The sequence below is a fragment of the Arthrobacter sorbitolis genome (assembly GCF_054510995.1).
On the sequence record NZ_JBTNDM010000008.1, the window covers coordinates 29,156 to 41,962 of the forward strand.

Below are 12,807 nucleotides of genomic sequence, written 5' to 3' on the forward strand. Positions count from 1 at the left end.
CGGCACTGTTTCGGATCCTTCCCGGGGGAAGCGTCCGGCTGAGTGCCTCATCCCGGTGAAAGCCTTCCGAGTTCGAAGGGCCGTTGACTGCCGAATGTGATGTGGATAACTTTGCACGTGGTTTGTTGCCTTCGAAAACATTTCGACGGTCGCCGGGCAGGTCCTCTACTGCACACGGCGGGAATGAGCCGCAGGCATTCGTTCGTGAAAGAAAGGAACCACCAGTCTCATGACGCTCACGTCGCAACCCGCCCTGCGGGTCGGAATGATCGGCTACGCCTTCATGGGCGCGATGCACTCCCATGCATGGCGCACCGCGCCGCGCTTCTTCGACCTCCCGCTGCATCCCGAACTCGCCGTCCTCGCCGGGCGGAACCCGGCGGCCGTGACGACCGCTGCCGAGAGAATGGGCTGGCAGGACACCGAGACGGACTGGCGGGCCCTCGTGGAACGCGGTGACGTCGACCTGATCGACATCTGCACCCCCGGGGACACGCATGCCGAGATCGCCATCGCGGCGCTGGAAGCCGGCAAGCACGTGCTTTGCGAGAAGCCGCTGGCGAACTCGGTCGAGGAGGCGGAACGCATGGCGGCTGCTGCGAAGGCCGCCGCAGCGAAAGGGGTCTTCGCCATGTGCGGGTTCTCCTACCGCCGCACGCCGGCCCTGACCCTCGCTCGGCGGCTCGTCGAGCAGGGAAGACTCGGGACTATCCGGCACGTCCGGGCGCAGTACCTCCAGGACTGGCTGTCGGATGCGAACGCGCCGATGACCTGGCGCCTGGACCGGACGAAATCCGGGTCGGGAGCCCTCGGTGACATCGGGGCGCACAGCATCGACGCCGCCCAGTACGTGACCGGTCTGGAGATCTCGGGTGTCTCGGCGCTGCTGAACACCTTCGTGCACGAGCGTCCCCTCAGCGGGACGCGCGTGGGTCTCGGCGGGGCGGGTGCCGACGACGGTGGGACCGGACAGGTCACCGTGGACGACGCGGCGATCTTCAGCGCGCGGTTCGGCGGAGGAGCGATCGGCGTGTTCGAGGCCACGCGCTTCGCGCTCGGCCGGAAGAACTCGATGCGCCTGGAGGTCAACGGGACCCTCGGTTCGCTGGCCTTCGACTTCGAGAACATGAACTCCCTCGAGTTCTACGACGGGACGGTGCCGTCGGAGACCGCGGGCTTCAGCACCATCAACGTCACGGAGCCCGACCACCCCTACACCGGGAACTGGTGGCCCGCCGGGCATGGTCTCGGGTACGAGCACGGGTTCACGCACCAGGTGGTGGACCTGGTGCAGGCCATCGCGGAGGGCAGGACGCCGTCGCCGTCGTTCGACGAGGCGCTGCGGGTGCAGAAGGTCCTGCACGCCGTCGAGCAGTCGGCCGCGAGTGGTTCGGGGTGGCAGCATGTCTGACACCGTCCCGGCCGTGAGCACGACGCCTCGTCCCGTGACGCTGTTCACGGGGCAATGGGCCGACCTACCGTTCGAGGAGGTGGCGCGCCTCGCCGGCGAATGGGGGTTCGACGGCCTGGAGATCGCCTGCTGGGGAGACCACCTCGACCCCGTGCGTGCCGCCCACGACGACGCCTACGTCTCCTCCAGGCTCCGTATCCTGGAGGAGAACAACCTGTCCGTCCACGCCATCGCCAACCACCTCACCGGGCAGGCCGTCTGCGACGACCCGATCGACGAACGCCACCGGGCCATCCTCGCCCCCGACGTATGGGGGGACGGCGACGCCGAGGGCGTCCGGCAGCGCGCCGCTGGTGTCCTCGAGGACACCGCCCGTGCAGCGGCACGCCTCGGGGCGCCCCTCGTGACCGGCTTCACCGGCTCGTCGATCTGGAAGTACGTGGCGATGTTCCCGCCCGCCTCCGAGGAGATGATCGCGCGGGGCTACGAGGACTTCGGCGCACGCTGGAACCCCATCATGGATGTGTTCGACGCCGAAGGCGTGCGTTTCGCCCTCGAGATCCATCCGTCCGAGATCGCCTACGACTACTGGACGGCCCGGCGTACCCTCGATGTGATGGGCGACCGGCCCGGGTTCGGGCTCAACTTCGATCCCTCGCACTTCATCTGGCAGGACCTCGACCCGGTGATGTTCCTGCAGGACTTCGCACCGCATATCTTCCACGTCCATGTGAAGGAGTCGGTCCGGCGTCTGAATGGCCGCAACGGCCGGCTCGGCTCGCACCTGGCCTGGGGCGACCCGCGCAGAGGGTGGGACTTCGTCACGGCGGGCCACGGTGACGTCCCCTGGAACCCGATCTTCCGCATGCTCGACTCGATCGGCTACCAGGGCCCGACCAGCATCGAATGGGAGGACGCGGGCATGGACCGCCTCGTCGGTGCCCCGCAGGCACTCGCACTCGTGCGGGAGCTGGCGAGGATCGCGCCGTCGGCCGCGTCATTCGATGCAGCATTCTCGGCTCCGGCGCAAGGCCCGGAGCGTCAGACCACGAAAGAGGGATCATGACCGGCAAGGAAGCTCTCGTCGTCCGGGGTGGATGGGACGGGCACCAGCCCGTCGAAGCCACGGACCGCTTCATCCCGTTCCTCCGGGAGCACGGGTTCGCCGTGCGGATCGAGGAGTCACCGAAGATCTACGCGGACGCGCACTACATGCAGACGGTGGATCTGATCCTGCAGTGCAACACGATGAACACCATCGAGAAGGACGAGTTCGCGGGCCTCCGCACGGCGGTGGAGGCGGGAACGGGACTGGCGGGTTGGCACGGGGGGATCGCGGACTCGTACCGCAACGAGTCCGACTACCTCCACCTGATCGGCGGGCAGTTCGCCTGCCATCCGGGCAAGCACCCGGACGAGAGGATCGGGGAGCAGTCCGACAACTACGTGCCGTATCGGGTCACCATGCTCCCGGCCGCCGCGGAGCACCCGATCACCCAGGGCATCGGCGACTTCGACCTCGTCACGGAGCAGTACTGGGTACTGGCCGACGACTACATCGACGTGCTCGCGACGACCACCCAGGCCGTCCGCGCGTGGGACCCCTGGCACCGCCCGGTGACGTCTCCCGCGATCTGGACCCGACAGTGGGGCAAGGGCCGCATCTTCGTCTCGACCCCCGGTCACCGCGTCGAGATCCTCGACGACCCGAACGTCCGAACCATCATCGAAAGGGGTTTGCTGTGGGCGAGCCGCTGAACGTCGGAATCATCGGCTGCGGAGCGATCGTAGCCCAGTACCTGAAGACCCTGCCGTCCCTGCCGTCCGTGAACCTCCTCGCGGTCGCCGACCTGGATCCCGGCCGCGCGGAGGCCGTCGCGGCGTCCCAGGAAGGCGTGCGGGCGCTGACCGTGGACGACCTCCTTGCGGACCCCGGGATCGACACCGTCCTGAACCTCACGATTCCCGCCGCGCACGCGGAGATCGCCACCCGGGCGATCGCTGCCGGTAAGCACGTCTACGGGGAGAAGCCGCTGGCGGCGAACACGGAGGAGGCCCGGAAGGTCCTGGACCTCGCCGCCGAGGCGGGAGTCCGCGTGGGATGCGCGCCGGACACGGTTCTCGGGACGGGCATCCAGACGGCCCGTCACGCCATCGACAGCGGTATGATCGGCCGGCCGATCTCGGCGTCGGCCACGATGATGGCGCCGGGTCATGAGCGGTGGCATCCCAATCCGGACTTCTACTACGTGCCCGGCGGAGGGCCCCTGCTGGACATGGGCCCGTACTACGTCACCGCCCTGGTCACCCTGCTCGGCCCGGTCACGTCCGTGATCGGTGCGGCCAGCCACACGAGGGACGAGCGGACCATCGGGGGTGGGCCCCGTGCGGGTGAGACTGTGCCGGTCTCGATCGACACGCATGTCACGGGAGTCCTCGTGCACGAATCCGGAGCACTCTCCACCCTGATCATGAGTTTCGACGCCGTGCAGACGAGGGCTTCCAACATCGAGATCCACGGCGAACAGGCCAGCATGACGGTGCCCGACCCCAACTACTTCGACGGCGAGGTGTCCATCTGCCACCTCGAGCACAGGGAGCAGAACACGTGGAAGGTGCTCCCCACCAGTGCGGGCTATGTCGGAGCCGGCAGGGGATACGGCCTCGCGGACATGGCTCTGACGCCATCCGGTGAGGAACACCGCGCGAACGGGCAACTTGCGTACCACGTGCTCGACGTCATGGAGTCGCTCCTCAAGGCGGCATCGAGCGGCAGCGCCGAATCGGTGGGAAGCACCGCGGAGAGACCCAGGTCAGTGCCACTCGAGTCCCTCACGGACGTGACGGCCTCGACCCCCCGCTGAGAGAACTCCATCCGCCTCACGGGACTATCGAATCTGCTCACCGGAGGAGGGTCTTCGGAAGACCCGTTGATTGCTCTACGTCCCGTCCGGTCCGCGATAGCTGGATGGGTGCTCGATCGGTTGGACCACGCAGGAGCCGGTCGAGGAGGAGGGCCTGATTGCAGCGAGTGGCTGCAATCAGGCTCCTCTCGCCGCGACTCCGAAGATCTCGACAACGCGATGAATTCATGGCCCTTGTTTCGCCCTGACTGAATCATGACCGGATGTCGATCTCTTCCGGCAGCCTCATCCGGGGTCACTTGCCGAAATCTCAGGCGGCCCGCAGTGACGCCGGGTTCACCAGCACGCCCTCCGGCTCGCGGATCCACACGAGCCCCGTCCGCCGTTTCTCCTCCCGCGTCGCGAACCGGTAGACGAAAATGCGCGCCCGCACGTAGCGGGGCCGTGCGCCGTCGAACGGGTCCTTCCGCAGCAGCTTCAGGATCAGCGGGTCCGCCTGGAGGAGCCTGACGAGGAACGGCGTGAACCAGCCCCCGTCGGACCCGAGGGCGAGGAACCACATCATCCAGTCGAGGCGCAGGTGATAGGGCGCGAACTGACGCGGCCTCCGGGACGGGTCCCCGGGCTTGCCCTTGAACTCGTACTCGCGCCACTGCGCACCCGGGCCGGCGTCGTCCAGCGTCCCCTCCACGATCACCTCGTAGCGGACCTGCGTGACACTGCCGAACGCGCCGTACGCATTGCCGAGGTGCCAGCGGTTGAAGCTCGCGTTCATGAGCTGCCGGCGGGCGAACAGGTTCACCAGCGACGGCCAGCTCAGGTAGGCCAGGAGCAGCATCGCGAGGACGACGACGAGCGTGAACCACAGCGGCGTCGGAGCGTACGCGCCGGACACGTCGAGCGCCGGGAACACCGCCTCGTAGAAGGAGTCGGGCACGGCACCGAACGCCAGGACGATGGTCAGGATGTTGAGCCACGCGAAGTTACCCGACAGCACCAGCCAGCCCTGCGTCACGATCATCACCAGCGCGGCGAAGCCTGCAACCGGCTGGGGTGCGAAGAGGAGGAACGGCACGGCGAGCTGCGTGACGTGGTTCCCGGCCACCTCGATGCGGTGGAGCGGTCTGGGCAGGAGGTGGAAGAACCGGCTGGCCGGGTTCGGCATCGGCTGGGTCTCGTGGTGGTAGTACAGGGCCGTCAGGTCACGCCACGAGCGGTCGCCGCGCATCTTGATCATGCCCGCACCGAACTCGACGCGGAACACGAGCCAGCGGATCATCAGCAGGACCAGGAAGGGCGGCGCCACCTCGTCGGAGCCGAGGAACGCCACGATGAAGCCTGCCTCGAGGAGCAGGCTCTCCCAGCCGAACCCGTAGAACGTCTGGCCCACGTTCACGATCGAGGTGTAGAGCCACCAGATGGTGAGGAACGCCGCGAGCGGCACCCAGGGCGGCCCGGCCTGCGGGAGCCCGAGGACCAGCAGGGCGGAGACGGCCGCGCCGGCCCACGCAACGATGAGCAGCAGGCGGTCCGAGTAGCGCCGGTGGAACAGCGAGGGCCCGGCCCGCTTGCCCGCCCGCTCGAGGAACGCCGGGACGGGCATCAGGCCCTTCTCCCCGAGCAGCGCGGGGAACTGGGCCGCCGCCGACAGGAAGGCGATCAGGTACACGGCCGCCACGCCGCGCTGCACGATCTGCCGGCCCACCTCGTAGTCCTCGGCCGTCAGGACCCCGGTCACCCACTCCATGCCTCCAGCGTCCTGTCCCCATCGGGACGCCGTCAAGGAGGGAGGGCGTCGCCGAGGGGAGGCGCATTCTGCCGGCGATGCGGCGGCTCCACGACGTCACCAGGACACCGTGGCCCCGGTCCTCACGGTGCAGTCAGGACGGTCGCCCGTCCGCGGCCGGGCTTCAGCCGAGGTGGTCCACGAGGCGGCCGGCGATGCCGGTGTAGAGCGCGGGCGACAGGGCGAGCAGGCGCTGCTCGGCGGCGTCGCTGAGTCCGAGGCTACCGACGAACTCCCGCATCCGGTCCGCGTCCACGCGGTGCCCGCGGGTCAGCTCCTTGAGCCGCTCGTACGGGTCGTCGAGGCCGGGTACACCCGCGATCGCCTCGGCCCTCATGACCATCTGCACCGCTTCGCCGAGGACCTCCCAGTTCCCGTCGAGGTCGGCCGCGAGGACGTCGTCGGCCACGTCCAGCCGGGCCAGGCCCTTCGCCACGTTCGAGATGGCGAGCAGCGAGTGGCCGAGGGCCACGCCGATGTTGCGCTGGCTCGACGAGTCCGTCAGGTCGCGCTGCCAGCGCGAGGTCACGAGGGTCGACGCCAGGACGTCGAGCAGCGCCGACGAGATCTCGAGGTTGGCCTCCGCGTTCTCGAAACGGATCGGGTTGACCTTGTGGGGCATCGTCGAGGAGCCCGTGGCCCCCGCCACCGGGATCTGGGCGAAGTACCCGATGGAGATGTAGCTCCACACGTCCGTGCAGAAGTTGTGCAGGATCCGGTTGAAGCGGGCCACGTCCGAATACAGCTCCGCCTGCCAGTCGTGCGACTCGATCTGGGTGGTCAGGGGGTTCCAGGTCAGCCCGAGACCCTCGACGAAGGACCGGGAGACGTCCTGCCAGTCGGCCTGCGGTGCCGAGGCGTAGTGGGCGGCGTACGTGCCGGTGGCCCCGTTGATCTTCCCGAGGAACTCCGTCGCGGAGATGCGCTCGAGCTGCCGGGTCAGGCGGTGCGCGACGACGGCCATCTCCTTGCCCAGCGTGGTGGGCGTGGCCGGCTGGCCGTGCGTGCGGGACAGCATCGGGGTGTCCCTCGTGGACCGCGCGAGATCCGCGATCGACGCGACGAGGCTGCGGGCGGCAGGGAGCCACGTCTCGAGGACGGCCCCCTTGATGCCCAGGGCGTAGGAGAGGTTGTTGATGTCCTCCGAGGTGCAGCCGAAGTGGACGAGGGGCTTCAGGTGGCCGATGCCGAGACCCTCCAGGCGCCGTCCGATGTAGTACTCCACGGCCTTGACGTCATGCACGGTGACGGCCTCGATCTCGCCGAGCTCGGCCACGGAGCCCGCGTCGAAGGAGGTCACGACGGCGCGGAGACCGGCCTCCTGCTCGGCGCTGAGCGGCTCTGCGCCGGGGAGGACGGAGCGGCCGGTGAGGTGGATGAGCCACTCGACCTCGACGTGCACGCGGTCGCGGTTGAGGGCCGCCTCCGAGAGGAAATCGATGAGCGGGGCGACCGCCTCCCGGTACCGGCCGTCGAGCGGGCCGAGGGTCAGTGAGGTCCCGTCGCCTCGGGACAGCGCAGCGAATTCAACCCGGGACAGTGAGGAGTCAGCCATGGTTCCATCATTCCACGGCACGGCGAGGGCCCCCATGCCGCTGTCCACATAGCCTCCGGTCCCTCCGCGGCCGGCGGCTCGCCTTCCTAGCCTCGGGGTACGCCAGGAAGGGGAGCCGATGGACAGCGGAGCAGGCGCTGCAGCCTGTGGGCCCGGAGCTACCGCCAGCGGCCAGGTCGAGGCGATGGCGGCAGCGCTGCGGTGGCACGCGGGGCAGCTCGAGGGCATCCGGCACCATGCGCTGTCGGTGTCCCTGCTGGCCTGGGAGTCGCCCGCCGGTGCGGCCTTCAGGGCGTATCTCGCCGAGCGCTGCACCGAGCTGTCCAGGACCATCGACCTCCTGGACTCGGCGGCGGGCGAGCTGGGCGTCTACGGAGGGCTCCTCCGCGAGGCCGAGCTCCTGCAGGCACAGGAGGCGGGATGACGGACGGCCTCGGACCGGTGCAGGGCGACGATGGCCCGTTGACCCTCCGCGGGGGCGTGGGCGGCATACGGTTCCAGTGGGAGGAGCTGGAGGAGGCCGCGCGGGTCCTCGCGCTCCTCGCGACCGACGCCGGGGACGTGGCCGTCGCGCTCACCTACCTCGACCGTGACCTGGCCGACCTGCCCTGGCGGATCCTCCACCTGCAGCCGCCCGGAGGCGTGGCCGGTCCGTCCTACCAGGCGGCCCTCGCGCACCTCGATGCGGCCTGGGCCTCCGCGCTCGACAACGGGCGCACCCTGTCCTCCACCGGGGAAGGACTGCGGGCGAGCCTGCTGGCCTACCGGCTTGCAGACGGCGTCGCGGTCGCAGTGACCGAGGCGGCCCGGACGAGGAACGCGGCGACCGCACGGGCCCTCGCCCGCGGGGCCATCGACAGCGGGGCGTTGGAAGTGGGCCCGATCGGGCTCCGCGCCGGGGATGCCGGCGCGGACGTCGCCTTCGACGGCACGGTCACGGGAGTCGTCGACCGCCTGGCCGCCGTCGAGGCCGAGGACCCGGGGACCTTCGAGGTGCTCCGGGCAGGGACCAGCACCGACCCGGTCTACGTCGTCGTCCTCCCGGGCACGCAGGCGGGGCGGCTGCGCGGCGGAGGAAGCAATCCGTTCGACGCGGGCGGGATCGCCGAGGCTGTCGGGGTGGACAGCCGCTTCACCGGTGCAGCCGTCCTCGACGCCCTCGAGCAGGCGGGGGCGGAGGAGGGGGATGCACTCCTGATCGCCGGCTACAGCCAGGGCGGTCTCCATGCCGTCAACCTCGCCGGCCCGGACGGGCTGGGGAGCCGGTACGACGTGCAGCTGGTCCTGACCGTCGGCGCCCCCACGGGGATCCACGCGTCCGGGACGAGCGAGTACCTCCATCTCGAACACCGCGACGACGCCGTGCCGCGGCTCGACGCACTGCCCAACGAGGACGGCCGCCACCGGACCACCGTCGGGCTCGACAACCCCGTCCCGGACCCCGGCCGGGACGGCGGATCGGTGGAGCAGCCGGGCCTCGGGCCCGCCCACACGCTGGCGAACTACGCGGCCGGGGCACGGCTCGTGGACGCGAGCGACGCCCCGTCCCTGGCCCCGGCGGCCGCCCTGCTCGCGACGGCGGCGGCCACGGGGACGGTCCGCCGCTACTCCTTCACGGCCACTAGGCGTCCCGACCCGCCGCGGGCCGCCGCCCCGCAGCGCCCGCGCGGGCCCGGGGACCGCGGGTCTAGGCTGAACCCATGACGTCGATCGATGACCTTCCGGCAACGCCCTCCGAGCCCGCGCCCGCGGACACCCGCAGCGGACCGGGCGTCCAGCCGCGGAACGTGCTCGGCAGGCTCCCGCGCTACGCGGCAGGCAAGCCCCCCGTCGTCGTGGAGGGGCTGGAGAGCTTCAAGCTCTCCTCGAACGAGAATCCGCTGCCGCCCCTTCCCGCGGTGCTCGAGGCGATCGCGGCCGAGACCTCGATCAACCGCTACCCGGACCCCCTGACGACGGCCCTGCGGACCGAACTGGCGACGTACCTGGGGGTGCCTCCCACCGACATCGTGACCGGGGCCGGCAGCCTCGGTGCGCTCAACCAGATCCTCGCCACCTTCGCCGGGCAGAACGATTTCGACGCACCCGACGAGGTGGTCTACGCGTGGCGTTCCTTCGAGGCCTACCCCATCAGCGTGGGCCTCGCCGGCGCCACGGGCGTGCAGGTCCCCGTCCGGGCGGACGGCACGCACGACCTCGAGGCCATGGCGCGCGCCGTCACCGACCGCACGCGCGTGGTCCTGCTCTGCACGCCCAACAACCCGACGGGGCCGATCCTCACGCGGGACGAGGTGGTCGGCTTCCTCGCGAAGGTGCCGCGGCACGTCGTCGTGGTGATCGACGAGGCCTACCAGGAGTTCGTCCGGCACGCCGACGCCGTCGACGGCATCGAGCTCTACCGGAAGTACGCGAACGTCATCGTCCTCCGCACCTTCTCGAAGGCACACGGTCTCGCGGGCCTCAGGGTGGGGTACTCGGTGGCCCAGCAGGGCCTCACCGAACACCTGCGGGTCAGCGCGGTCCCGTTCGCCGTGTCGCAGGTGGCCGAGCACGCCGCCGTGACGTCACTCCGACACATCGACGAGGTCGAGGCCCGGGTCCAGTCCATCGTGGACGAACGGACCAGGGTGGTCGCAGGCCTCCGCGAACTGGGCTGGACCATCCCCGAGGCCGAGGGGAACTTCGTGTGGCTGTCGCTCGGCGACCACACCCAGGACTTCGCGGCGAAGGCTGCGGAGCGGGCCCTGTCGGTCCGTGCGTTCGGCGCCGAGGGGGTGCGGGTCTCCATCGGGGAGGAAGCGGCCAACACCCGCTTCCTGCAGCTGTGCGGAGAGTACAGCCACCGCCCCGTCGAGGGGTGACAGCGTCTTAAATAGGCCCACGAGCGGGCGCTGACTAGTCTTGGTCAGGATGCCGCCGGAACATATGTTCTCCGGTGTATGACTTACGGTACACATTCCTATCACGGAATGTATTGCCTCGGGTGAGGAGCGGGAATGAACAGCAGCCGATTGCCGGCAGCGGAGTTCGAGGTCGAGGAAGTCGTGCGCGCCACGCACCCCCCGTACCCCGACGGGGACCACGGCGTGGAGACGCTGCAGGTCCTCGCCCCCGACGGCACCATGGCCCGCGGCCTCAGCGCCCGTATCGCCGGGGACACCGTCGACTTCTCGCCCTACCTCGCCGCGGACGCCGACCACCTGCGCTCCCTGTACCGGGACATGTTCACGATCCGCCGCTTCGACCAGGAGTCCACCGCCCTGCAGCGGCAGGGCCAGCTGGCGCTGTGGGTCCCGCTCACGGGCCAGGAGGCGGCGCAGATCGGCTCCGGCCGCGCCCTCGCGCCGCAGGACTACGCCTTCCCCACCTACCGGGAGCACGGTGTGGCCCTGACGCGCGGCGTCGAGCTCTCCGAGATCCTCCGCCTGTTCAGGGGCGTGACGAACGGCGGCTGGGACCCCCGCGAGCGGAACTTCCACCTGTACACGCTGGTGCTGGCGGCGCAGTCCCTGCATGCCGTCGGTTACGCCATGGGCCTGCAGCGGGACCAGCTCGCCGATCCCTCCCTTCCCCCGGCCGCCTCCATCGCGTACTTCGGCGACGGCGCGAGCTCGGAGGGGGACATCCACGAGTCCATGGTCTTCGCGGCGTCCTTCGACGCGCCCGTGGTGTTCTTCTGCCAGAACAACCAGTGGGCCATCTCCGTGCCCTCGAGCGTCCAGACGAAGGTGCCCCTCGCCCAGCGGGCCGACGGCTACGGCTTCCCCGGCGTCCGGGTGGACGGCAACGACGTCGTGGCGGTCGAGGCCGTCACGCGCTGGGCTCTCGAGCATGCGCGCTCCGGCAAGGGGCCGGTGCTGATCGAGGCCTACACGTACCGGATGAGCGCCCACACCACGGCCGACGACCCCAGCAAGTACCGGCTGTCCCGCGACGAGCAGGAGTGGCAGCCTCGCGACCCGCTGGTCCGGCTCGAGACCTACCTCCGCTCGGCGGGCCTCGCCGGGGACGCCTTCTTCGACGACCTCGGTGCCGAGGCCGCCACCATGGCCACCGAACTCCGCCGGTCGGTGCTGTCCATGACGGCGCCGGACCTCGCCAGCCGCTTCGCCGCGGTCTACGCGGAACCGCATCCCCTGGTCCAGGAGGAACTCCGGTTCTTCGAGCAGTACCAGGCCGGGTTCGCCGATGAAGGGAAGCACGCCTGATGGCGACGATGACCATCGCGAAGGCGATCAACGAAGGACTGCGTGCGTCGCTCGAGAACGACCCGAAGACCCTGCTCATGGGCGAGGACATCGGCGAGCTCGGCGGCGTCTACCGCGTGACGGACGGCCTGAAGAAGGACTTCGGCGCCCTGCGGGTCGTCGATTCGCCGCTCGCGGAATCGGGCATCATCGGTACGGCGATCGGGCTCGCCCTCCGCGGCTACCGCCCCATCTGCGAGATCCAGTTCGACGGCTTCGTCTTCCCCGGCTTCAACCAGATCACCACGCAGCTCGCGAAGCTGCGGACGCGCAGCGACGGCATGCTGAGCGCGCCCGTGGTCATCCGCATCCCCTACGGAGGCGGGATCGGCAGCGTCGAGCACCACTCGGAGTCGCCGGAGGCGCTCTTCGCCCACACCGCCGGGCTGCGGATCATCACCCCGTCCAACGCGCAGGACGCCTACTGGATGATCCAGCAGGCGGTCACCTGCGAGGACCCCGTCATCGTCTTCGAACCCAAGCGCCGCTACTGGCTGAAGGGTGAGGTGGACACGTCGGCGCCGGCCGCGGATCCGTTCTCCGCCTCCGTCCTGCGATCCGGGACGGACGCGACGATCGTCGCGTACGGCCCGCTGGTGCCCGTGGCGCTCGCCGCCGCTGCCGCCGCGGAGGAGGACGGGCGCAGCGTCGAGGTGATCGACCTCCGCTCCATCTCACCGATCGACTTCGACACCGTCACCGAGTCGGTGACCCGCACGGGCCGGCTGATCGTCGCCCACGAGGCGCCGACGTTCGGCGGCATCGGCGGGGAGATCGCCGCGCGCGTCTCCGAGCGCGCGTTCCTCTCCCTCGAGGCGCCCGTCATCCGCGTGGGCGGATTCCACATGCCCTACCCCGTGGCGCGTGTGGAGGAGCAGTACCTGCCGGACATCGACCGCATCCTCGAGGCACTCGACCGTGCCTTCGCGTACTGAAGGACCGCC

Annotated in this window: 11 protein-coding genes; 9 read left to right on the forward strand and 2 right to left on the reverse strand. The window is 69.9% G+C overall.

Annotated features, from left to right (window positions below; all coding sequences use genetic code 11):
- Positions 1–229: 229 nt before the first annotated feature.
- The 4 genes from ACX80K_RS13465 to ACX80K_RS13480 are packed head-to-tail and all read left to right on the forward strand — an operon-like array spanning position 230 to position 4,275.
- Positions 230–1,411, forward strand: coding sequence for a Gfo/Idh/MocA family protein (locus tag ACX80K_RS13465; protein ID WP_459272397.1), 1,182 nt, complete (start codon positions 230–232; stop codon positions 1,409–1,411).
- The gene (locus ACX80K_RS13470) at positions 1,404–2,477 is read left to right on the forward strand and encodes a sugar phosphate isomerase/epimerase family protein (RefSeq protein ID WP_459272398.1); all 1,074 of its coding nucleotides are present in this window, start codon (positions 1,404–1,406) and stop codon (positions 2,475–2,477) included. Before ACX80K_RS13465 ends, ACX80K_RS13470 begins: the two co-directional genes overlap by 8 nt.
- Positions 2,474–3,169 (forward strand): ThuA domain-containing protein, encoded by a 696-nt coding sequence (locus ACX80K_RS13475; RefSeq protein ID WP_459272399.1) that lies wholly within the window; start codon positions 2,474–2,476, stop codon positions 3,167–3,169. Before ACX80K_RS13470 ends, ACX80K_RS13475 begins: the two co-directional genes overlap by 4 nt.
- Positions 3,154–4,275, forward strand: a complete 1,122-nt coding sequence (locus ACX80K_RS13480) for a Gfo/Idh/MocA family protein (protein ID WP_459272400.1) — start codon at positions 3,154–3,156, stop codon at positions 4,273–4,275. Before ACX80K_RS13475 ends, ACX80K_RS13480 begins: the two co-directional genes overlap by 16 nt.
- Positions 4,276–4,585: 310 nt before the next feature.
- Here ACX80K_RS13480 and ACX80K_RS13485 read toward each other — a convergent pair whose 3' ends face one another.
- Together ACX80K_RS13485 and purB are read right to left on the reverse strand one after the other, a co-directional pair.
- Positions 4,586–6,022, reverse strand: a complete 1,437-nt coding sequence (locus ACX80K_RS13485; protein ID WP_459272401.1) for a lipase maturation factor family protein — start codon at positions 6,020–6,022, stop codon at positions 4,586–4,588.
- A gap of 163 nt (positions 6,023–6,185) precedes the next feature.
- Positions 6,186–7,616 (reverse strand): adenylosuccinate lyase, encoded by a 1,431-nt coding sequence (gene purB, locus ACX80K_RS13490; protein ID WP_459272402.1) that lies wholly within the window; start codon positions 7,614–7,616, stop codon positions 6,186–6,188.
- 118 nt (positions 7,617–7,734) lie between these two features.
- Between purB and ACX80K_RS13495 the strand changes: the two genes are divergently transcribed.
- The 5 genes from ACX80K_RS13495 (at position 7,735) to ACX80K_RS13515 (ending at position 12,798) form a co-directional block, all read left to right on the forward strand.
- Positions 7,735–8,040 (forward strand): hypothetical protein, encoded by a 306-nt coding sequence (locus ACX80K_RS13495; protein WP_459272403.1) that lies wholly within the window; start codon positions 7,735–7,737, stop codon positions 8,038–8,040.
- Positions 8,037–9,320 carry a hypothetical protein gene (locus ACX80K_RS13500; RefSeq protein ID WP_459272404.1) on the forward strand — a complete coding sequence of 428 codons (1,284 nt, stop codon included), beginning with the start codon at positions 8,037–8,039 and terminating at the stop codon, positions 9,318–9,320. Before ACX80K_RS13495 ends, ACX80K_RS13500 begins: the two co-directional genes overlap by 4 nt.
- Positions 9,317–10,477, forward strand: a complete 1,161-nt coding sequence (locus ACX80K_RS13505; RefSeq protein WP_459272405.1) for a histidinol-phosphate transaminase — start codon at positions 9,317–9,319, stop codon at positions 10,475–10,477. The genes ACX80K_RS13500 and ACX80K_RS13505 overlap by 4 nt, the downstream gene beginning before the upstream one ends.
- 135 nt (positions 10,478–10,612) lie before the next feature.
- Positions 10,613–11,824 (forward strand): pyruvate dehydrogenase (acetyl-transferring) E1 component subunit alpha, encoded by a 1,212-nt coding sequence (pdhA, locus tag ACX80K_RS13510; RefSeq protein WP_459272406.1) that lies wholly within the window; start codon positions 10,613–10,615, stop codon positions 11,822–11,824.
- Positions 11,824–12,798, forward strand: coding sequence for an alpha-ketoacid dehydrogenase subunit beta (locus tag ACX80K_RS13515; RefSeq protein ID WP_459272407.1), 975 nt, complete (start codon positions 11,824–11,826; stop codon positions 12,796–12,798). Before pdhA ends, ACX80K_RS13515 begins: the two co-directional genes overlap by 1 nt.
- Positions 12,799–12,807 lie beyond the last annotated feature (9 nt).